Origin of the sequence: Dickeya sp. MK7 (genome assembly GCF_000406305.1) — a bacterium.
Lineage (GTDB): Bacteria > Pseudomonadota > Gammaproteobacteria > Enterobacterales > Enterobacteriaceae > Dickeya > Dickeya fangzhongdai.
Genome location: NZ_CM001984.1, coordinates 2,401,033 through 2,422,355, shown reverse-complemented (window position 1 = coordinate 2,422,355; position 21,323 = coordinate 2,401,033). Strand labels below are relative to the sequence as shown.

Here is a 21,323-nt window from a genome sequence, read left to right as displayed (position 1 = left end):
CGTTAAGACTTCATACTGCCAACCATGTCTTCCGGACGTACCCACTGGGTGAACTGCTCTTCGGTCAGGTAGCCCAGCTTCAACGCCGACGCTTTCAGCGTCAGCCCTTCTTTATGGGCTTTTTTGGCGATTTCCGCCGCTTTGTCATAACCGATGTGCGGATTGAGCGCCGTCACCAGCATCAGCGACTCATTCAACAGCTGGTTGATGCGCTCGCGATTAGGCTCAATCCCGACGGCGCAATGCTCGTTGAAACTTTTCATGCCGTCAGCCAGCAGCCGTACCGACTGCAGGAAGTTGTGGATCACCATCGGACGGAACACGTTCAATTCGAAATTACCGGACGCGCCGCCCATGTTTACCGCCACATCGTTTCCCATCACCTGGCAACACAGCATGGTCATGGCTTCACACTGCGTAGGATTGACCTTGCCCGGCATGATGGAACTGCCCGGTTCATTTTCCGGAATAGCGATTTCGCCGATACCGCAACGCGGCCCGGACGCCAGCCAGCGAACATCGTTGGCAATTTTCATCAACGATGCCGCCAGCCCTTTCAAGGCGCCGTGCCCGTGAACCAGTGCGTCGCAGGTGGCTAACGCTTCAAACTTGTTCGGCGCGGTGACAAACGGGTGACCGGTCAGCGACGCCAGTTCCGCCGCCACCCGCACCGCGTATTCCGGGTGCGTATTTAATCCGGTACCGACCGCGGTGCCGCCCAACGCCAGTTCGCACAGGTGCGGAATACTGTTTTCGATGTGACGCAAATTATGCGCCAGCATCGCCACCCAGCCGGAAATCTCCTGCCCCAGCGTCAGCGGCGTCGCGTCCTGCAAATGGGTTCGGCCGATTTTGACGATATCGACGAATTGCGCGGCTTTATCCGCCAGCGTTTGCTGCAACACATTCAGCTCAGGGATCAGGTGTTCCCGCACCACGGTGACCGCCGCCACATGCATCGCGGTGGGGAAAACATCGTTAGAACTCTGGCTTTTATTGACATCGTCATTCGGATGCACCAGTCGTTCGTTGCCCCGCACACCGCCCAACACTTCGCTGGCCCGATTCGCCAGCACTTCGTTCATATTCATATTGGTCTGGGTACCGGAGCCGGTCTGCCAGATAGCCAGCGGGAATTCGCCGGCGTGCAGCCCGTTCAGTACCTCGTCCGCGGCCTGAAGAATGGCGTCGCCCTTATCGGCAGGCAACAGCCCCAGATCCATATTAACGCGGGCGGCCGCCCGCTTGGTTTGCGCCAGCGCCACGATCAGCGCTCTCGGCATTTTCTCTTCCGAAATACGGAAATGCTCCAGCGAGCGCTGGGTCTGAGCTCCCCAAAGGTGCGCTGCCGGTACGGCAATCGGCCCCATGGAGTCTTTTTCGATTCGAGTGTCTGACATGGTTTTCTCCTTTGCAAAACAAGTCACTTTCAGATGAGTGCGAATTTTTACCCTTCTGGAATCATGGCATATAAAGCATTAACATGGCGTGCATTAAGACGGTGCAGTCCTTTCCAGCGGAGTTTCCACCGTCGCCGTTATGGAAATTAACAATCTGTTTAATGACAGGAAAATATTATGCAAAAAATGCGCAACAGTGTGCAGAATTACGCTTGGGGCAGTAAACACGCGTTAACTGAACTGTATGGGATTGAAAACCCGGGTAACCTTCCAATGGCGGAACTGTGGATGGGCGCACATCCGAAAAGCAGTTCTCTGCTGCTTGACGAGCAAGGGCAAACGCACAATCTGCGGGAGTTGATCAATAGCGATCAGACCGGTTTTCTGGGTGATGCGGTAGCCCAGCGCTTTGGCGAATTGCCGTTCCTGTTCAAGGTATTGTGCGCCGAACAGCCGCTGTCGATTCAGGTACACCCGAATAAATCCGCCGCCGAGGCGGGATTCGCCCGGGAAAATGCCGCCGGCATCGCGCTGGATTCTCCCCAACGCAATTACAAGGACGCCAACCACAAACCGGAACTGGTCTTCGCCCTTACCTCCTACCTGGCGATGAACGGCTTTCGCGAACTGACCGAGATTGCCGGTCTTTTGCAGCCGCTGGCCGGCGCCCATCCGGCGATCGCCGCGTTTTTACAGCGCCCGGACAGCCAGACGCTGACAACGCTGTTCTCCAGCCTGTTGAGCATGAACGGCGAACAGAAAGCGTCGGCTATCGCAGAACTGAAACACGTACTGGATAGTCAACACGGCGAACCCTGGGATACCATCCGATTTATTGCGCAGTTTTACCCTGATGACGGCGGTCTGTTCTCTCCGCTATTGCTGAATGTCGTCACGCTGAAACCCGGCGAAGCCATGTTCCTGTATGCCGAAACCCCGCATGCCTACCTGCAGGGCGTGGCGCTGGAAGTGATGGCCAATTCGGACAACGTCCTGCGCGCCGGCCTGACGCCCAAATATATTGATATTCCCGAGCTGCTCGCCAACGTCCGTTTCGAATCGAAACCTGCCGCTTCTCTGCTCACCTCGCCGATAAAAACGGCCAATGAACTGAGTTTCCCCATTCCGGTCGATGACTTTGCCTTTTCACTGCATTATCTTACGGATGCGCCGCAAACGCTCAGCCAACAGAGCGCGGCGATAATTTTTTGCGTCGAAGGCCAGGCGGTGCTGGAAAAAGGGGCTCAACAGGTCAAGCTGCTGCCAGGCGAATCCTGCTTTATCTCCGCCAGCGAATCACCGGTTCAGGTTCAGGGCCAGGGTCAGATTGCCCGCGTCTATAACCGGCCTTTAATGGTATAAAGCTATGTACTCCCGATGAGGGATACGACACCGTGAATCAACAAGGAAATATATAGCGTGGCCAAAAAAACAGTGGTAGCGGCGGGAATCGTTATTGCACTCGCAGCGGCCTGGGGGGGCGCCTCCTGGTTTACCGGTAAACAGATTGAGCAACACATCGGCGAAGTTACCGACAACCTGAACAACGGGCTGAAAAACGCCTACCCGCAGGCGGGCATCAAGGTGACATTCCGCGACTATCAGCGCGGCATATTCACAAGCCAGGTTGCCCTGGTGGTACAGTCAGACGGTTCCGACGCCCGTCAGCATCTGTTGGCCGCGAACGAAGAAGTGGTGTTTAACACCACCGTCTTCCACGGCCCTTTCCCGCTCACCGCCAGCCAGTTTAGCCTGAAGCCGGCGATGGCGTCCGTGCACGGCGAACTGGCCAATACCGACTCGGTAAAAGCGCTGTTTGAACTGACCAAAAACAAACCGTTCATCACTGCCGATAGCCGTATCGATTACAGCGGCGACACGCACTCCGCCGTCACGCTGGAAGCGCTGGACGTTCAGAGCCCGGAAATGAAGGCCAATTTCAGCGGCACCACGCTGCTGGTGGATCTGGCCGGCGATCTGCGGGCGGGCAAAGTGATGGGGAATGTCGCTAATCTAACGATGGAAAAACCCAATCTGCAGGGACAGAACGAAAAACTGACGCTGCAGGATCTGGCGCTTAACAGCGATACCCGCAAAGGCAAATTCGATCTCGAAGTCGGCGACGTCAAGCTAACGCTGAAAAAACTGGCGCTGGACGTTCAGGGCGGCGATAGCCTGGCGCTGAACGATTTCGCGCTGGTCAACCATACCACGGAAGATGACGCCAACCTGGCGGGACAGATGACGCTGACCCTGGGCTCGGCACTGTTCCGCGATCAAAATCTGGGATCGCTGAACATGAACGTCAACTTCTCCGGGCTGGATGGCAAAGGCACTCGCCAGTTCATGACCGAATACCAGAAAAACCTGCAGTCGCTGTTGCAGAATATCGACCAGGTCACGCCGGAAATCTACGACCAGCAACTGGCCGCGCTGGTTCTGCACAACCTGCCGCAGTTGCTGAAAGGCAATCCAAGCGTCAAGGTCGCGCCGTTCAGTTGGAAGAGCGCCAAAGGCGAAAGTACCTTCACGCTGGCGCTGGACCTGACCGATCCGTTGCAGAAAAGCGCAGCGCCGACCGCTAATCTGTCCGATGAAGAAGCGATTATTCGCCAGTCGGTGAAAAATCTGGATGCTCGTCTCAACGTGCCGCTGGATATGATCACTGAGCTGATGGTGCAAACCGCGCCGAAAGCCTCTTCTGACGACGAGAGAAAGCAACTGGAACAGATGGCGCGTCAGCAGACGCAACTGATGGCGAACATCGGCCAGATGAGCCAGGTCACCGTGACCAAAGACAACGCCATTACCAGTTCGCTGCAATACAGCGACGGTACCGTGACCTTCAACGGCCGCAAGATTCCGCTGGCGGAGTTCATCGCCCCGTTCATCACGCTGCCGTCGGAGAACGTGCCTGAAGAAGGCGATGATTCCCAGGCCGCGCCGGAAGAACAGCAGCCGGACGCGTCAGTCAGCCCGTAACCCTTCACAGGCGCCCGCAACAGGGCGCCTGTTTCTCACCCCGCCTGCCTTTTCTTGCACATCGCCGTTTAGACAAATTGAACGCCCATAACGGCACGCGTTCGCCCGCCATGCACAGGCGAGAAAAACTCGTTTATGCTAAACCTGTGTTATGCCTGTTGTGATATACAAATTTCTTTTTATCAATCAATAGCAAAGTGCGTGACTTTATTCTTATACTGCACAGCGAGTTATCAGACCGTGTCCCTCACGGCGCAGTGGCGATAAAACCAGCGTCATGAGGAATGCCGCCTGACTGATGGATTTTTTTAATAAAAAAAGAGTAGAACATGATTAATCCGCACATTCCGCTGACGGATATCCATCGCCATCTCGATGGTAATATCCGTCCTCAGACCATCCTTGAATTGGGCCGCCAGTTTACTATTGAGCTGCCGGGTAACGACCTGGCTTCACTGCGCCCTCATGTCCAGATCGTCGACAACGAACCTGACCTGCTCCGTTTTCTGCAAAAACTGGACTGGGGCGTGGCCGTGCTGGGGTCGCTGGATGCCTGTCGCCGGGTGGCTTACGAAAACGTTGAAGACGCCATACGTGCCGGACTGGATTATGCCGAACTGCGCTTTTCCCCCTACTACATGGCCCGCAGCCATCAACTGCCGCTGGAAGGCGTAGTGGAAGCGGTGATTGACGGCATTGCCGCAGGTTGCCGCGACCATAACCACGACGTCATGATACGTCTGATCGGTATCATGAGCCGCACCTTTGGTACTCAGGCCTGCGAACAGGAACTGGATGCGTTGCTGGCGCACAAGGACAATATCGTCGCTATCGACCTGGCGGGTGATGAACTCGGTTTCCCCGGCGAACTGTTCACCACCCACTTTACCCGCGCTCGTGATGCGGGCTGGCATCTTACCACCCATGCTGGCGAGGCCGCCGGCCCGGAAAGCATCTGGCAGGCGATTAAGCAACTGGGTGCCGAGCGCATCGGTCATGGCGTGACCGCCATCGTCGATCGCGCATTAATGGAGTACATGGCTGAACACCAGATTGGCATCGAGTCCTGTCTGACCTCCAATCTGCAAACCAGTACGGTAAAAGCGATGAATGAACACCCGCTGGTGCATTTTCTGCACCACGGTATTCCGGCCACCATCAACACCGATGATCCGGCGGTTCAGGGGATCGAAATCCGTCATGAGTATGAGATAGCGGCTCCGCAGGCCGGTCTGTCGCCGGATGACATTCGCCAGGCTCAGGAAAACGGGCTGCGTGTCGCGTTTATCTCCGAACAGGAAAAACAGCTGTTGCGCCAGCGAGCACAGCAACGGCAACCGTCCTGACGCAATACGCAAAAAGCGGATACCGAGGTATCCGCTTTTTGCATTTCGACCTGCTTACTGCATCGTCGTCATGGCGACAATATCAGATCAGTCTTGCGGCTGGACAGACGAGTGGTGACTGGTGATAAGCCACTGCCCGTTCTTGAAGGCATAAGTGTAGGTATAGCGCGCCTTGGCCTGCGACTTGTCGCCGAAGGTAAAGGTGTAGTTTCCGGTATCCAGCGCTTCATTACAGCCGATTTTGATGACTCGCTTATCGATGCTGCCAGACGGTTTTTTCGGTAAGAAATGTTCAAAATAATCAATACGTTCTGCGTCGTTCGTCCGCATTTTTGAAGACAGCGTCGGCAACAGTACGGCGTCAGACGCATAATTGGCGTTCACTTTCTTTGCATCGCCGGTCTGCAGCGACTGATTCCAGCGATCGAACAAACTGGCGATAGTTTTTTCGTCAGTCTTAACACAGGTTTCGGTGTTGGCGGCATAAGCCTGAGAAGTGATGGCAGCGCTAAGCAAACTCAACGATAACAGAACTTTTTTATACATTGTGTCCCTCACTATAGTGACTAATCAGATACTGCGTGTGTCTGTGAGCCCACAATATGGGGCAACACAGATAGTCACTATAATAAAAGATTAACGTTATGAACTGTAACCAATTGAAACTATATTAGTGATAGCCGCTGCCGATGAAAAACCGCATCTAACCACTTGTCTTAGCGATTATTTTTCTGTCGCCTCGCCGCCGGCAGACGCTGCCGCTCTCTTGGCATAACGCTGCGCCAGCGTCGCACACACCATCAGTTGGATCTGGTGGAAAATCATCAACGGCAGCACCATCGCCCCCACTGCCGCCGCGGGAAACAGCACATTCGCCATTGGAATACCGTTGGCCAGGCTCTTTTTCGAACCACAGAACACGATGGTGATTTCATCTTCCGTACTGAATCCCAGTTTGCGAGCCGCCAGCGTGGTGCATACCAGTACAATGCCCAGCAGCACCAGCGAACAGACGACGACCGCCAGCAGCGACCAGCCATTAATCTGATGCCAAATCCCCTGGACCACCGCCTCGCTGAACGCCACATACACCACCAGCAGAATGGATGAACGGTCAGTGATATTGATCAGTTTGCGATGACGATCAACCCAGTTGGCAATCAGCGGACGGGACAGGTGACCGATGACGAACGGCACCATCAGTTGCATGATAATCGCGCCAATCGCGTGCAGCGTATCCGTCTGTCCGCCCTGCGTATGCATCAGCAAGCCGACCAGTACCGGCGACAGAAAAACCCCGAGAATACTCGACGCCGAGGCGCTGCAGATCGCAGCCGCCACGTTGCCGCGCGCCATAGAAGTAAACGCGATGGCGGACTGCACGGTCGCCGGCAGCGCGCACAAATACAGGAAACCGAGATACAACCCCGGCGTTAATATCTGCGGCGACAGAAACGCCATGCCAATCCCCAACAGCGGGAAGAGGATGAAGGTGCTGGCAAACACCACCAGATGCAAACGCCAATGGCCCATACCGGCGGTGATGGCGTCACGGGACAGCTTGGCGCCATGCATGAAAAACAGCAGTGCGATTGCCGCATTGGTCAGGTTCTCAAAGAAAACCTTGGCCGCGCCTTCACACGGGAAAATAGACGCGGTAATCACCACCGCAATCAAAACCAGCAAAAATTTGTCAATTTTTAAGCGTTGTAACCATGCCATAACGTGTTTGCATCCTCAGACATAAAAAATACAGGCGATCCTAAGATCGCCTGCATTAAACAATGCCCTACTATCAGCAATAAACACCCATAATGCAAGGCTGAAGCCCGCCTCACAGTCAAGGTTTTCCGTCACAAATCGTGACGAATCCCGGTTAGCTGCTTTTCAGGGTCATCGCCTTTTTCTGTTCATGAGAAGTCAGCCCCAGCTCAATCAGCTCCATCACCTTGATGGCCTGCTCAACCGGCACCGGGTTGTCGCCACGTCCCAGCAGCGCATCGCGGATCTCGGCGTAATAGGATTGATAATGTCCGGGGATGGTGGGCACCGTCTGCTCCGCCAGCACACCGTCACGATGCAGCGTCAGAATGCCGTCGCGGCTGTCCTGCCCCCAATCGCTATGGGCTTGCGGCTTCTCGCCGTCTTTCAGCCGAGCTTCCTGCGGGTCGAGGCCAAATTTCACATAACTGCCCTGGGTGCCGTGGATGATATAACGGGCGCTTTCCGCCGCCGCCAGCAGGCTACCTTGCACCACCACCCGACGCTGGGGATAGATCAATGTCGCGTGGAAGTAATCCGTGGACTTACTGCCCGGCCGTAGCTGCGCCAGATCGGCCTGAATCGCCACCGGCAGACCGAATAACTGCAACACCTGATCAATCAGATGCGGGGCCAAATCGAACCAGATGCCGCTGCCTTCGCCGCCGTCTTCACGCCAGCGCTGGCGCACTTCCGGGCGATAGCGGTCAAAATGCGACTCCATGTACACCACATCGCCCAGCACGCCGGTTTTCAGCAATTGCTTCAGCGTCAGAAAGTCGCTGTCCCAGCGCCGGTTATGAAAGACGGAAAGCAACTTACCCACATGCTCCGCTTGCTGATGCAGTTCCCGTGCTTGTGACAACGTCACGGTGAACGGTTTGTCGACGACCACATGCTTGCCGGCGATCAGCGCCTGACGGGCCAGCGGGAAATGGGTGTCATTCGGGGTGGGTATCACGATCAGATCGATATCCGGATCGTTGAACAGTTCCTGCGGCTCGCGCACGACTCGCATTGAGGGCCAGTCAGCCTGAACCTTCCCAGCATCACTGCTGGATATCGCCGCCAGTTTCATTCCTGACGTAGCGGCAATCAACGGCGCATGAAACGTCTTACTGGCATAACCATAGCCCAGCAGACCAACACGGATGGTATCCGTCATATATTTCCCCTCATTGGCGGATCTGAGGTTCAGACCCGTTGTCCTCATGAAATACGGCCGTGCATCGCAATCACGTTTTATGCTGTATCGCAATGCACAGCCTAGTATAGCACCGGGGAAACAGATGGTTATCGGACGGTTCCGTTATCCAAACCGGCCTGACCGCCATCGGCGGCCAGGCCTGATTACACAATAGCGTCAGACAGTTACGGCGTGACCACCCACGGATGCGGGGCGGTTGATTCCCCTCGCCAGATGGCCGTTTCCGCGGGTCTTTCCAACGCCGGGTGATGGATTTCGCTGTTGCGGCGGCGAAAATCGCTGGGGCTGACCCCCACCCGTTTGCGGAAGACACGGGAAAAATAGAGCTGGTCGTCATAGCCGACCACCCGCCCGACGGCGGCGATTGATTCCTGCGTGGTTTGCAGCAGCAACTTGGCACGAATCACCCGTTGGTCTTCCCGCCAGCGCAGAATATTCACCCCCACCTGCTCGCGGAACAGGTGCGCCAGCCGCGACGGCGACAGGCAAACGTGGCGCGCCACCTCATCGATACGCAGTTCTCCGGCCAGATTGCCGGTAATGAACTGGCACGCTTCGATCACCCGTGGATCCATAATGCGCTGCGGGCTCTGCGGATCTTCTTCCATCGCGCGCAGCAGCAGGCGCTCCAGCAGATTCATCGCCAGCTCTTCGGCAAAACGCCGGCCGGAACGGTGGGTCTGCTCAATATTGGCGAACAGCTTATCGAACTCCTGCAGCAAACCGGTGCTGGACAGCGTCAGCCGCCCGACGTCGCACCCTTTGCTGTGCCATTCCAGCCAATCGGCCCAGTAAGCGCGCGGCCGGAAATAGACCCAGCGGTGATACCAGTTGTCGCTGCCGGGCGCGCGGCCGTAATAGTGGCGCGACCGGGGCGGAAACAGCAGCAGGTCGCCGGGATTGCAAAAAAAGGTGTCATCGCCATCCAGTACCTTGCCCTGTCCTTTGATGGTCAGGTTAATGATGTAACCCTTCATACCATCCGGCCTGTCGATAAAGAAATCCAGCGGCCCGCCCGCCAGAATCGGCGTCAGCCCGGCCACCAGATAGGCGTTAAACGCATAACCGGGCAGCAACGGGTTGGGCTGTGACTCATGCGCCATGCGGTGATACATGCGGCCTCCTGAAAAAAGAGTCTTGTCTGTTATGGATAGCGCCGGCTCATGCCGGCGCATCCGTCCATCAAACCGTTTTCTTCGCCAGCTGTTTGTAGCGGTCAAAAATCACCGCCGCCAGCAGAATCAACCCGCGCACCACATACTGAGCAAAAGGCGAGATATTCAGCAGGTTCATGGCGTTTTCCACCGTCCCCAAAATCAGCACCCCGGCCACCACATAGGATATCTTGCCGATGCCGCCTTTCAGTGACACGCCGCCCAGTACGCAGGCTGAAATCACGATCAGCTCATAACCAATCGACGTCATCGGCTGGCCGCTGGTCATACGCGACGCCAGGATGATGCCCGCCGCGGCGGAAACCAGCCCGGACAGGCCGAAAATAATGATTTTGGTCCGCACCACCGGCACCCCGGCCAGCCGCGCGGCTTCCTCGTTGCCGCCGATCGCCAGCGTGTTGCGGCCAAAGGTGGTCTTGTTCAACAGCAAACCGAACAGCACCATGCAGAAAACCGTCAGCCAGATCGGCGCCGGCAATCCCAGCCAGTTAGCGTATCCCAGGGTGAAAAAGCGCTCGTCTTCAATACCGACCGCCTTACCGTCAGAGATGATGTACGCTAGCCCGCGCACAATCTGCATGGTGGCCAGCGTGGTGATCAGGGCGTTGATTTTTAGCTGGGCGATAACAAACCCGTTGAGCAGGCCGAACGCTACCCCCAGCAACAGCCCGGCGCCAACGCCCAGCCACAGGCTTTCGCTGACGTTGATCACCACCGCGGTGGTCACGCCGGCGCAGGCGATCACCGAGGCGACCGACAGGTCGAAATCGCCGGAAGCCAGACAAAACAGCATGCCGCAGGCCACCATGCCCGACATGGAAATCGCCAGCCCAAGTCCCTTCATGTTGACGAAGGTGGCGAAATTCGGCACGAATAACATACAAGCCAGAAACAGCGCAGCAAACACCACCAACATGCCGTAGTTATCCCAGATGCGGGACAGACTGAGGCCTTGAGATTTGCTGGCGTGGGAAGGAGAACTCACCGTAGACATTTATCGACTCCTTGGCGGTCAGGCAACCGCGGGTTCAGTGGCGGTCGTTTTTAACATCGCCAGACTCAGGACCTTCTGTTCGCTGGCCTCATCGTGCGACACTTCGCCGGAGATGGCGCCCTCGCGCATCACCACGATGCGGTCCGCCAGCCCCAGCACTTCGGGCAGGTCGCTGGACGCAAACAGCACGGCAATCCCCTGACGGGCCAGTTCATAAATCACGTGGTAAATCTCGTGCTTGGCGCCGACGTCAATGCCGCGGGTCGGTTCATCCAGCATGATCACTTTCATCTCCTCCGACAGCCAGCGGCCGAGAATCGCCTTCTGCTGGTTGCCGCCGGACAGGTTCATGATCAACTGCGTCGGCGACGGCGTTTTGATATTCAGCGCCTGAATATGGTGGTCGGCGTTCTCCTCCTCCCAGGCTTCATTGATGATGAAACCGTTTTTGATATGTTTACGGCGGGCGCTGATATTGATGTTATCCCGCACCGAGTGCACCGGAATAATGCCGTCGGCTTTACGGTCTTCCGGGCACAGCATCAGCCCGCGGCGGATCGCATCGCCGGGCGAACGGGCGTGCATCGGCTGCCCATCCAGCCGCACCTCGCCGCTGGTAATGCCGGTGGCGCCGAACAATGCCTTCATCAGTTCGCTGCGTCCGGCGCCCACCAGCCCGAACAGGCCGACAATTTCGCCGCTGCGCACCGACAACGAAATCGGCGACTTCACCCCGACCGCTTTCACCTCATGCAGTTCCAGCCGCGGCTCGCCATGCGGGCGCGGCTGATAACCATAGATATCCCCCAGATTGCGGCCCACCATCGCCTGCACCAGTTGTTCATGGTCAACCTGCTGCATGTCGGCGAAGGTTTTGACATAGCGCCCATCTTTGAACACGGTGATGGCATCGCTGAGAGCAAAGATTTCCTCCATACGATGCGACACATACAGAATCACCCGTCCTTCGCTGCGCAACTCGCGGATCACCCGGAACAGTTGTTCGATTTCCCGCGCCGACAGCGAGCTGGTTGGCTCGTCAAACGCGATAATCTTGGCGTTGCGCGCCAGCGCTTTGGCGATTTCCACCATCTGCCACTGGCCGATGGACAGGTATTTCAGCGGCGTATCCGGGTCGATATCCAACCCCAGATGTTCCAGTTGCAGACGCGATTCATAACGCAGCAACGTACGGTTCACCACCCCGCCCTTGTGCGGCAGTTGCCCCAGATAGATGTTCTCCGCCACCGTCATTTCAGGCACCAGATGCAGTTCCTGATAGATGATCGCCACGCCGGCGTTCAGCGCGTCCATCGTATTGGCGAAGCGCACCGGCTGCCCTTTAATATGAATTTCTCCCTGTGACGGCGTGTAATTGCCGCTCAAAATTTTCAGCAATGTGGATTTTCCCGCGCCGTTTTCCCCCATCAGTGCATGGATTTGCCCGGCATGGCAGTCGAAACTGATGTCATCCAGCGCCTTGACGCCGGGAAACACTTTGCCAATCCCACGAAAGGATAAATAAGGTGACTGTACGGTCATTTCAGCATCCTCAATGGTCTGCGCCGTCATTTATGAGGTATGACGGCGCGGCCAGTGTCCGCTCACGCCGGCTAAGGCGGGAGCGGACAAGGGTCATTACATCAGGCCTTTCTTCTGCAGTTCAGTTTTGAAGTTATCGCGGGTGATCAGCACCACATCGGTCACTTCGGTGAATTTCTGCGGCTCGACGCCTTTGGTCACCCAGTCATGCAGCATCTGGATGCTCTTGTAGCCGTGCACGTCCGGGCTTGGCAGCAACGAACCGTAGAAACCGGTCGGCTGCGATTTGGACAGTTCGCTGACCGCGTCCACCCCGTTGATGCCGATACCGATCACGTTGCCCGCCTTGAATCCCTGTCCTTCAGTCGCACGCACGCCGCCCAGCACGGTGTTGTCGTTCATGCCGACCACCAGCCAGTTTTTCACGTTCGGATGCTGCACCAGCAGCGAGTTGGCGGCGTCAAACGCGCCGGGGATATCGTTGGATTTGGTGGGGACCTGATAAATCTGTTTTTCCGGGAATCCGGCCGCCTTCAGCGCATCCATCGACCCGGATGTACGGCGACGGGCGGTATCCAGCTCGTTGGCGGTGATCGCCATAACGGCCGTTTCCTGCAGTTTCCAGCCGCGTTTCTGCATCTCTTTCCACAACTCCTGCCCCTGGCGTTCGCCAATCTTGGTGGCGGCCATCATTACCAGCGGTACCGTGTCCATCGGCTGCCCTTTGGCGTTGACGAACTGGTCGTCGACGGCGATCACTTTCAGGTTATAGCTGCGCGCTTTGGCGACGATGGCCGCGCCCAGTTTCGGGTCAGGGGTACAGATGACAAACCCTTTGGCGCCGCTGGCCGCCAGGCTGTCGATAGCATTGAGGGTTTTTTCGCCATCCGGTACGGCGATCTTGATAACGTCAAATCCCAGGTCTTTACCGGCCTTGTCAGCAAACCGCCATTCGGTCTGGAACCAGGGTTCTTCCGGCTGTTTGACCAGAAAGCCCAGTTTCATGTTTTCCGCGATAGCCGATTGTGACATAACCGCGGCCAGGCCAATTGCTGCCAGAACCTTAGTGAATTTATGCATGGTCTTCTCCGCTCGTTGTTATCTTTAACACGCTGGCAACCGGGGATGCCCTCACGGGTGTAAACGCTCCCGGCAAGATGTTCCTTTTTGGAGCGATGAAAAAACAAAGAGTTATTGTGATTTCATCCTCCGGTTTCCTTCAGACGCGTAAGTTGTAGCTGTTATTTTCATCACGAAGAGAGAGCATTATCACATTCAGAAACTACAGCTGATTCGTACATAGATTCAGCAAATTTAACCTGCCATTAACTTATGACCGCCATCACAAAACCCCTGTCCGTGACAGAAAAATGCATACTTCCAGCCAACCGCTCCTCACGGCGCCAGAACGGCCTGTCTATCGTAAACAGCGTGATCCCTACGATTAACAGGAGCAGCAACGATGAGTGCGGGCGCCATTACTCTTGGTCTTGATTTTGGCAGCGATTCTGTCCGTGCGCTGGCGGTGGATTGCCGCAGCGGGCAGGAGCTGGAAACAGAAGTGGTCTACTATCCGCGCTGGCGCCAGGGACAATATTGTCATCCCGCCAGCAATCAGTTCCGCCACCATCCGCTGGATTACATCGAATCGCTGGAGTTGGCGATCCGCGCGGTAGTGGCGCGGCTCACTCCTGAACAGCGTCGGCAGATAATCGGCATTGGCGTCGACTCCACCGGCTCCACCCCGGCGCCGATTGACGAACAGGGCGACGTGCTGGCATTGCGTGCGGAATTCGCGGACAACCCCAACGCCATGTTTGTGCTGTGGAAAGACCACACCGCGATTGACGAAGCGGAAGCCATCAACCAGCTGTGCCGCAGCGGCCAGTTCCCGGATTACACCCGCTACATCGGCGGGGTGTACTCATCGGAATGGTTCTGGGCCAAAATTCTCCATATCACCCGTGAAGATCCGTCGGTACGTCAGGCAGCGGTGTCCTGGATCGAATTGTGCGACTGGGTGCCCGCCCTGCTCTCCGGCACCACGGCGCCTGACGCCATCCGCCGCGGTCGTTGCAGCGCCGGACACAAATCGCTGTGGCATCCCGACTGGGGCGGCCTGCCGCCAAAAGACTTTTTGCAGGCGCTGGATCCCTGCCTGACGGAAAAACTGCAGTATCCGTTGTTCACCGATACCTGGACTGCCGATCGTCCGGTCGGCGCATTGACGCCGGAATGGGCTCGCCGGTTGGGGTTGTCAGAAAACGTCGTGATATCCGGCGGCGCTTTCGATTGTCATATGGGCGCCGTCGGCGCCGGGGCGCAACCCTATACGCTGGTCAAGGTGATCGGCACTTCAACCTGCGACATCCTGATCGCCGATGCAGATCGGGTGGGCAGCAATACGATCGCCGGGATCTGCGGTCAGGTGGACGGCAGCGTGGTGCCCGGTTTCATCGGGCTGGAAGCCGGTCAATCCGCCTTTGGCGACATGTACGCCTGGTTTGGCCGCGTGCTGGGCTGGCCGCTGCAACTGGCCGCCCGCGAACATCCAGACTGGCAACCGCAACTGGAACAGCTGCAATCCAGCCTGCTGGCGCAGCTGACGCAAGCCTGGGCCGATTCCCCATCGCTCGATCACCTGCCGGTCGTGCTCGACTGGTTTAATGGCCGCCGCACGCCGTTCGCCAACCAACGGCTCAAAGGGGTGATCACCGACCTGAATCTCGGCACCGACGCGCCGGCACTGTTCGGCGGGCTGATCGCCGCCACCGCGTTTGGCGCCCGCGCTATCATGGCCTGCTTCGAGTCTCAGCAGATCCCGGTGGAAAACCTGCTGGCGCTGGGCGGCATCGCCCGGAAATCCACCACCATCATGCAAGTCTGTACCGACGTCATGAACCGCCCGATGCAGATCGTCGCCTCGGATCAATGCTGCGCGCTGGGCGCCGCTATTTTCGCCGCCGTGGCTGCCGGCGTTCACCCGGATATCCCCATCGCCCAGCAGCATATGGCCTGCGGCATCGAACGCACCCTGACGCCTGACCCGAACCGGGTCGCCCGTTATCAACAGCTTTATGAACGCTATCAGCAGTGGTGCCGGCTGGCGGAGCCCGCCTACAGCCCCCGGACCGGGGCAGACCATTGAGAGTTTGCCGAACATCACTTTTACATCCCTTTGGGAACCCAAACAGGAGTCATCATGGAACAATTTAAGCCGCTCGAAGTCTGGTTTGTGATTGGCAGTCAGCATCTGTATGGCCCGGAAGCGCTGCGTCAGGTGAAAGAGAACGCCGAAAAAGTGGTGAATGGCCTTAACCGCGACGCCAACCTGCCGGTGCGGCTGGTACTCAAACCGCTGGTCAAAACCCCGGATGAAATCACCGCGCTGTGCCGCGACGCCAATTATCAGGATAACTGCATCGGGCTGCTGGCCTGGCTGCATACCTTCTCGCCCGCCAAAATGTGGATTGGCGGTCTGAGCATCCTCAACAAACCGCTGCTGCAGTTCCATACCCAGTTCAACGCCGATATCCCCTGGGACACCATGGACATGGATTTCATGAACCTGAACCAGACCGCTCACGGCGGGCGCGAATTCGGTTTTATCGGCGCGCGCATGCGCCAGCCTCATCAGGTGGTGGTCGGCCACTGGCAGGATCGTCACGCCCATGAACGTATCGCCAAATGGATGCGGGTCGCGGCGGCGCTGCAGGAAAGCCGTCAGCTCAAGGTAGCCCGTTTTGGCGATAACATGCGGGAAGTGGCGGTCACCGAAGGCGATAAAGTCGGGGCGCAAATCCAGTTTGGCTACGCGGTCAGCGCCTGGGGGCTGGGAGACCTGGTCGGCGTGGTGGACGATGTCAGCCAGGGCGATGTGAATACGCTGATTGAAGAGTATGAAGCCAGCTACACCCTCAGCGAAGCGCTCAGGCTGCATGGTCCGAAACGGCAAAATCTGCTGGATGCGGCCCGTATCGAGCTCGGCCTGAAACGCTTTCTCGATCAGGGCGGCTTTAAGGCTTTCACCACCAATTTCGAAAACCTCTACGGCCTCAAGCAGCTTCCCGGCGTGGCGGTACAACGTCTGATGCAGCAGGGATACGGTTTCGGCGCCGAAGGCGACTGGAAAACCGCCGCGCTGTTGCGCGTGATGAAGGTCATGGCGCAGGGATTACCCGGCGGCACCTCCTTCATGGAGGATTACACCTACCACTTCGCTCCCGGCAACAATCTGGTGCTCGGCGCCCATATGCTGGAAGTGTGCCCCAGCATCGCCAGCGAGGAAAAACCGCTGCTGGATGCGCAATACCTCGGGATCGGCGGCAAAGCGGATCCGGTGCGGTTGATCTTCTCCGCGCCGGCCGGATCGGCGCTGAACGTCAGCGTGATCGATCTGGGCGATCGTTTCCGCCTGCTGGTTAATCAGGTGGATACCGTCGCCCAGCCGCATCCCTTGCCGAAACTGCCGGTCGCTCGCGCACTCTGGCAGGCGCAGCCATCGCTGGAAACGGCGGCCGAAGCCTGGATTCTGGCGGGCGGCGCACACCATACCGTGTTTACCCAATCGCTCGATCTCGATTATCTGCGGCTGTACGCCGACCTGCACAACATCGAGTTGACGGTGATTGATCAGGACACCACCCTGCCGGCCCTCAGGGACGGGCTGCGCTGGAACGAGTTGTACTACAAACTGTGCAGACACCGGGCGTAATACCGGCTATCCGTTAACTTGCCTATCGTGACAACGCCTGCCGGCACCCTGATGCCGGCAGGCGGCGATTTCGGTTATTGCATTCATGTCTGTTCAGCATCCGTCGCTGTACAATCTGTCGCTGTACAATCCGTCTCTGTACATCCAACCTGACAATACGTGATATTCCGAATAATAAAATAAAAATTGTCATTATTACGCGTGAATATCACCGTATTTAAATGAAACAAAAGGTTTCCATAAACACGGAAAATAATAATAACGAAGCCCAAAAATGTGACATAGATCGAGTGGGTTGCGCAAAAAACATCATAAGATGAATAAAATGTTAACCGCCATATTCCAGCCTTTTCCGCTGCTGTATTTTTCAGCGCCCTGTAATTAGTAGGATACGTTAATTAAATCAATGATAAAGCCACGATGTTCGGCATCGGTAAGAAATGAAGTAGATTTATGCTTTTTTATTACGACTGCCTATCATAAGCTGCGTTTTTGAATTCAGTACTGGACAGAATCCCCGAGGCGAATATACTGAATTCCCTTTAAACTCTATTTGATTATTTTACGCAAATGAGTGTTTACGAATATTTATTGAAATTCAGAAAAGTGAGTACATTGGAAAGTCTTGAGAAGTTGTTTGATCATTTGAATTATTCTCTGACTGACAATCACGACATTATCAATATGTATCGGGCTGCCGATCATCGCCGGGCCGAATTAGCCGCTGGCGGAAAACTGTTTGACATCGGGCAAGTGCCGAAATCCGTCTGGCACTTTGTGATTTGATGGGGCAGGTGATTTGATGAGGCAGGTGATTGATGGCATAGGTGGTCTGAGGGGTTAGCATGGATGCGCGTGCCGCCGCCGCACGCTATTCCCACCCGCATTTTCCCGCACGTATTTTCTTACCTTTTTTCTTACCTTTATCGCGCCCGATGAGTGCGATTGCCTAATATCCCCACAGAGGGTAAGTTGCCGAATGCCGGACAATGCCCGATAATACGCCGGTTTTATTTTGTAGGCACTGTAATGAGCGAATATGTCTTGCTGTTTGTTGGCACGCTTCTGGTCAACAATTTCGTACTGGTGAAATTCCTGGGCTTATGCCCGTTCATGGGCGTGTCCAAAAAGCTGGAAGCCGCCATCGGCATGGGGTTTGCCACGACATTTGTGATGACGATAGGGTCGGTGTTCTCCTGGCTGGTCAACACCTATGTGCTGCTGCCGTTAAACCTGCTCTACCTGCGCACGCTGGCCTTTATCCTGGTTTTTGCCGTTGTGGTGCAATTCACCGAACTGGCGGTGCGGAAAACCAGCCCGGCGCTCTACCGTTTACTGGGCATCTTTCTGCCGCTGATCACCACCAACTGCGCCGTTCTCGGCGTCGCGTTGCTTAGCGTGAATCAATCGCACAACTTTCTGCAATCAACCATCTATGGTTTCAGCGCCGCCGCCGGCTTTTCGCTGGTATTAGTGCTGTTTGCCGCGCTGCGCGAACGCCTTGCCGTAGCCGATGTGCCCGCGCCGTTCCGCGGATCGTCTATCGCCCTGGTAACGGCCGGCCTGATGTCGCTGGCCTTTATGGGCTTTACCGGGCTGGTGAAACTTTGATGATCACAATCTGGATAGCCATAGCAGCGCTCAGCGCGCTGGCGCTGGTGTTCGGGTTAGTCCTGGGCTTTGCCTCGCGCCGCTTTCAGGTGGAAGAAGACCCGGTGGTTGAGCAACTGGACGCCATGCTGCCGCAAAGCCAGTGCGGCCAGTGCGGTTATCCCGGCTGCCGCCCCTACGCCGAGGCGATCGCCCTCAACAACGAACAAATCAACAAATGCGTGCCGGGCGGCGAACCGCTGATGCTGAAGCTGGCGGAGCGGCTGAATGTCGATCCGCAGCCGCTTGACGCCGAGGCGCCGCAAAAACCGGAACCGCTGGTCGCCTGGGTCGACGAAAACAACTGTATCGGCTGCACCAAATGCATCCAGGCCTGCCCGGTGGACGCCATTGTCGGCACAACCCGCGCCGTCCATACCGTCATCCGCGATCTGTGTACCGGCTGCAACCTGTGCGTGCCGCCCTGCCCAACGGATTGTATCGAATTAAGACCTTTAGCCCCGACAACCGCCAGTTGGAAATGGAATCTCGACGCCATTCCGGTGCGCGTTATCCAGGCGGAAAACCGTGTGATCGAAAATCATGTTTAAGCTGTTCGCCGCCTTCAGAAAAGACAGAATCTGGGATTTTTCAGGCGGAATTCATCCCCCGGAAATGAAAACCCAATCCAGTCAGGTACCGCTGCGGCAGGTTCCTATGCCTGACTATTTGATTATCCCGCTCAAGCAGCACCTCGGGCCGGAAGGCGACCTGTGCGTCAAAGCCGGCGATCCGGTGCTGCGGGGACAGCCGCTGACACGCGGTACCGGCCGGATGCTGCCGGTGCACGCGCCGACCTCCGGGACGGTGCACGCCATCCGCCAGCATATGAGCAATCACCCTTCCGGGCTGACCGAGCTCAGCATCATTATCATTCCCGACGGTCAGGACCGCTGGTGCGAACGCCGCTCCTTCGCCGATTACCGTCAGGCAACGCCGTCCGAACTGGTTGAGCATCTCCATCAGGCCGGTATCGCCGGGCTGGGCGGCGCCGGCTTTCCCACCGCCGCTAAACTGCAGGGCGGTCTGCGCGGCATTGGCACCCTGATTATCAACGCCGCCGAATGCGAACCCTATATTACCGCCGACGATCGTCTGATGCAGGAGTGTGCGCAGGAGATCGCGCAAGGGATCGACATCCTCGACCATCTGCTGCAACCGCAACGTATCCTGCTGGGCATTGAAGACAACAAGCCGGAAGCCATCGCGGCGCTGCGTTACGCGTTGGTGGATTACCCTCGTATCCAGATGCGGGTCATCCCCACGAAATACCCATCCGGCGGCGCCAAGCAGTTAACCAAGATCCTGACCGGCAAAGAAGTGCCCTTCGGCAAGCATTCGGCGTCTATCGGCGTATTGATGCAAAACGTCGGCACCGCGTACGCCATCAAACGTTCGGTCATTAACGGCGAGCCGCTGACCGAGCGGGTCGTCACCCTGACCGGCGATGCCTTGCGCCAGCCGGGCAACGTCTGGGCGCGGTTGGGCACGCCAGTGCGTCATCTGCTGCGCCACGCCGGCTACCATGTCACCACCACTCAGCCGATGGTGGTCATGGGCGGGCCGCTGATGGGGTTCACCCTGCCTGCGCTGGACGTACCGATCATCAAGACCAGTAACTGCATTCTGGCCCCCGCCCGCGATGAGATTCAGGCGCAGGAAGAGGAACAGGCCTGCATCCGTTGCGGCAAATGCGCCGATGCCTGCCCGGCCGGGCTGCTACCGCAGCAGCTTTACTGGTTTAGCCGGGGACAAGAGCACGAGAAGGCGCGCCAGCACCATCTGTTTGACTGTATCGAATGCGGCGCCTGCGCGTACGTTTGTCCGAGCAATATCCCGCTGGTGCAGTATTACCGTCAGGAAAAAGCCGAGATTCAGGCGCTGGATCAAGAATCCCGCAAGGCGGTAGAAGCCAAAGCGCGCTTTGATGCGCGTCATGTCCGTCTGGAGCGGGAAAAACAGGCGCGCGAGCTACGCCATAAACAGGCCGCCGCCAGCGTGGCCGCCGCCGACAAAGATGCGGTGATGGCGGCGCTGGAAAGAGTGCGTACCAAACAGGCGACAGCCGTTCAGGCCGAAATCCGCATTGAACCGGGCCAGCAGCCGGATAACAGCGCCGTGATTGCCGCCCGCGAAGCCCGCAAGGCGCAGGCGCGCGAACATCAGGCGGAAAAAGCGCTGAACACGGCGGAAGACGACGCGCCGAAAGCCGCCATCGCGGCGGCGATCGCCCGCGTCAAAGCCAGACAGGCCGAGGCGCACGCGCCATCGTCTGTTACCGAAGTCGATTCGGTTGCCGGAACCGAAGAGCTCGCGGCGTTAGACCCACGCAAAGCGGCGGTTGAAGCGGCGATTGCCCGGGTTAAAGCCCGTAAGGCCGCGCAGTCTGGTACCGCAGAAGAGGTGACATTGTCACCTCATGCATCGGTATCAACCACAGTGGAAGCGCTGGAAAGCGCGCTCCCGACCACACCGGCTGATGCCGCCCCAACCGAGATCACCGACCCGCGCAAAGCCGCCGTTGCCGCTGCCATCGCCCGGGTTAAAGCCCG

At 57.2% G+C, this 21,323-nt stretch carries 17 protein-coding genes; 9 read left to right on the top strand and 8 right to left on the bottom strand.

The window, feature by feature from the left end; all coding sequences use genetic code 11:
• Positions 1-2: 2 nt before the first annotated feature.
• On the bottom strand, positions 3-1,400 hold the full coding sequence (gene fumC, locus DXXMK7_RS10545; protein WP_038919049.1) for a class II fumarate hydratase: 1,398 nt from the start codon (positions 1,398-1,400) through the stop codon (positions 3-5).
• 177 nt (positions 1,401-1,577) lie between these two features.
• On the opposite strand from fumC, the gene manA reads away from it, so the two are divergent.
• The 3 genes from manA to add all read left to right on the top strand — a co-directional run bounded on the left by manA (position 1,578) and on the right by add (position 5,728).
• Positions 1,578-2,762, top strand: a complete 1,185-nt coding sequence (gene manA / locus DXXMK7_RS10540; protein WP_038919047.1) for a mannose-6-phosphate isomerase — start codon at positions 1,578-1,580, stop codon at positions 2,760-2,762.
• Positions 2,763-2,819: 57 nt separating this feature from the next.
• Positions 2,820-4,382, top strand: coding sequence for a YdgA family protein (locus DXXMK7_RS10535; RefSeq protein WP_038919046.1), 1,563 nt, complete (start codon positions 2,820-2,822; stop codon positions 4,380-4,382).
• A 329-nt stretch (positions 4,383-4,711) separates the two neighbouring features.
• The gene (add, locus tag DXXMK7_RS10530) at positions 4,712-5,728 is read left to right on the top strand and encodes an adenosine deaminase (protein WP_038919044.1); all 1,017 of its coding nucleotides are present in this window, start codon (positions 4,712-4,714) and stop codon (positions 5,726-5,728) included.
• An 87-nt stretch (positions 5,729-5,815) separates the two neighbouring features.
• Here add and DXXMK7_RS10525 read toward each other — a convergent pair whose 3' ends face one another.
• The 7 genes from DXXMK7_RS10525 to DXXMK7_RS10495 all read right to left on the bottom strand — a co-directional run bounded on the left by DXXMK7_RS10525 (position 5,816) and on the right by DXXMK7_RS10495 (position 13,487).
• A complete protein-coding gene (locus tag DXXMK7_RS10525) occupies positions 5,816-6,274 on the bottom strand; it encodes an SgcJ/EcaC family oxidoreductase (RefSeq protein ID WP_038658728.1) in 459 nt (152 codons plus the stop codon).
• A gap of 177 nt (positions 6,275-6,451) precedes the next feature.
• Positions 6,452-7,450: a bile acid:sodium symporter family protein gene (locus DXXMK7_RS10520; protein ID WP_038919043.1), complete on the bottom strand. Its 999-nt coding sequence runs from the start codon at positions 7,448-7,450 to the stop codon at positions 6,452-6,454.
• 154 nt (positions 7,451-7,604) lie between these two features.
• Positions 7,605-8,654, bottom strand: a complete 1,050-nt coding sequence (locus DXXMK7_RS10515; protein ID WP_038919042.1) for an oxidoreductase — start codon at positions 8,652-8,654, stop codon at positions 7,605-7,607.
• Positions 8,655-8,860: 206 nt separating this feature from the next.
• A complete protein-coding gene (gene araC, locus DXXMK7_RS10510) occupies positions 8,861-9,811 on the bottom strand; it encodes an arabinose operon transcriptional regulator AraC (RefSeq protein ID WP_038919040.1) in 951 nt (316 codons plus the stop codon).
• Positions 9,812-9,878: 67 nt separating this feature from the next.
• On the bottom strand, positions 9,879-10,865 hold the full coding sequence (araH, locus tag DXXMK7_RS10505) for an L-arabinose ABC transporter permease AraH (protein WP_038919039.1): 987 nt from the start codon (positions 10,863-10,865) through the stop codon (positions 9,879-9,881).
• An 18-nt stretch (positions 10,866-10,883) separates the two neighbouring features.
• Positions 10,884-12,407: an L-arabinose ABC transporter ATP-binding protein AraG gene (gene araG / locus DXXMK7_RS10500; protein ID WP_038919038.1), complete on the bottom strand. Its 1,524-nt coding sequence runs from the start codon at positions 12,405-12,407 to the stop codon at positions 10,884-10,886.
• Between the two features lie 96 nt (positions 12,408-12,503).
• Positions 12,504-13,487, bottom strand: a complete 984-nt coding sequence (locus DXXMK7_RS10495) for an arabinose ABC transporter substrate-binding protein (RefSeq protein ID WP_038919036.1) — start codon at positions 13,485-13,487, stop codon at positions 12,504-12,506.
• A 382-nt stretch (positions 13,488-13,869) separates the two neighbouring features.
• Between DXXMK7_RS10495 and DXXMK7_RS10490 the strand changes: the two genes are divergently transcribed.
• From DXXMK7_RS10490 to rsxC, 6 genes are all read left to right on the top strand, one after another.
• Entirely contained in the window at positions 13,870-15,555 is a 1,686-nt protein-coding gene (locus tag DXXMK7_RS10490) for a ribulokinase (protein WP_038919035.1), read from the top strand.
• Between the two features lie 54 nt (positions 15,556-15,609).
• Positions 15,610-17,121 (top strand): L-arabinose isomerase, encoded by a 1,512-nt coding sequence (gene araA, locus DXXMK7_RS10485; protein ID WP_038919034.1) that lies wholly within the window; start codon positions 15,610-15,612, stop codon positions 17,119-17,121.
• Between the two features lie 570 nt (positions 17,122-17,691).
• A complete protein-coding gene (gene ydgT / locus DXXMK7_RS10480; protein WP_038658750.1) occupies positions 17,692-17,907 on the top strand; it encodes a transcription modulator YdgT in 216 nt (71 codons plus the stop codon).
• Between the two features lie 243 nt (positions 17,908-18,150).
• A complete protein-coding gene (gene rsxA, locus DXXMK7_RS10475; RefSeq protein ID WP_038919033.1) occupies positions 18,151-18,732 on the top strand; it encodes an electron transport complex subunit RsxA in 582 nt (193 codons plus the stop codon).
• A complete protein-coding gene (rsxB, locus tag DXXMK7_RS10470) occupies positions 18,732-19,322 on the top strand; it encodes an electron transport complex subunit RsxB (RefSeq protein WP_038919032.1) in 591 nt (196 codons plus the stop codon). Before rsxA ends, rsxB begins: the two co-directional genes overlap by 1 nt.
• A partial coding sequence (gene rsxC / locus DXXMK7_RS10465; protein WP_038919031.1) for an electron transport complex subunit RsxC occupies positions 19,315-21,323 on the top strand: 2,009 nt, incomplete at its 3' end. The genes rsxB and rsxC, both read left to right, overlap by 8 nt.

Coding starts and splice junctions, on each gene's coding strand:
- DXXMK7_RS10515 (WP_038919042.1), bottom strand. CDS start 8,654: ATGACGGATACCATCCGTGTTGGTCTGCTGGGCTATGGTTATGCCAGT.
- DXXMK7_RS10525 (WP_038658728.1), bottom strand. CDS start 6,274: ATGTATAAAAAAGTTCTGTTATCGTTGAGTTTGCTTAGCGCTGCCATC.
- manA (WP_038919047.1), top strand. CDS start 1,578: ATGCAAAAAATGCGCAACAGTGTGCAGAATTACGCTTGGGGCAGTAAA.
- DXXMK7_RS10490 (WP_038919035.1), top strand. CDS start 13,870: ATGAGTGCGGGCGCCATTACTCTTGGTCTTGATTTTGGCAGCGATTCT.
- rsxB (WP_038919032.1), top strand. CDS start 18,732: ATGATCACAATCTGGATAGCCATAGCAGCGCTCAGCGCGCTGGCGCTG.
- add (WP_038919044.1), top strand. CDS start 4,712: ATGATTAATCCGCACATTCCGCTGACGGATATCCATCGCCATCTCGAT.
- araA (WP_038919034.1), top strand. CDS start 15,610: ATGGAACAATTTAAGCCGCTCGAAGTCTGGTTTGTGATTGGCAGTCAG.
- DXXMK7_RS10520 (WP_038919043.1), bottom strand. CDS start 7,450: ATGGCATGGTTACAACGCTTAAAAATTGACAAATTTTTGCTGGTTTTG.
- ydgT (WP_038658750.1), top strand. CDS start 17,692: ATGAGTGTTTACGAATATTTATTGAAATTCAGAAAAGTGAGTACATTG.
- araC (WP_038919040.1), bottom strand. CDS start 9,811: ATGTATCACCGCATGGCGCATGAGTCACAGCCCAACCCGTTGCTGCCC.
- fumC (WP_038919049.1), bottom strand. CDS start 1,400: ATGTCAGACACTCGAATCGAAAAAGACTCCATGGGGCCGATTGCCGTA.
- araH (WP_038919039.1), bottom strand. CDS start 10,865: ATGTCTACGGTGAGTTCTCCTTCCCACGCCAGCAAATCTCAAGGCCTC.
- DXXMK7_RS10495 (WP_038919036.1), bottom strand. CDS start 13,487: ATGCATAAATTCACTAAGGTTCTGGCAGCAATTGGCCTGGCCGCGGTT.
- araG (WP_038919038.1), bottom strand. CDS start 12,407: ATGACCGTACAGTCACCTTATTTATCCTTTCGTGGGATTGGCAAAGTG.
- rsxA (WP_038919033.1), top strand. CDS start 18,151: ATGAGCGAATATGTCTTGCTGTTTGTTGGCACGCTTCTGGTCAACAAT.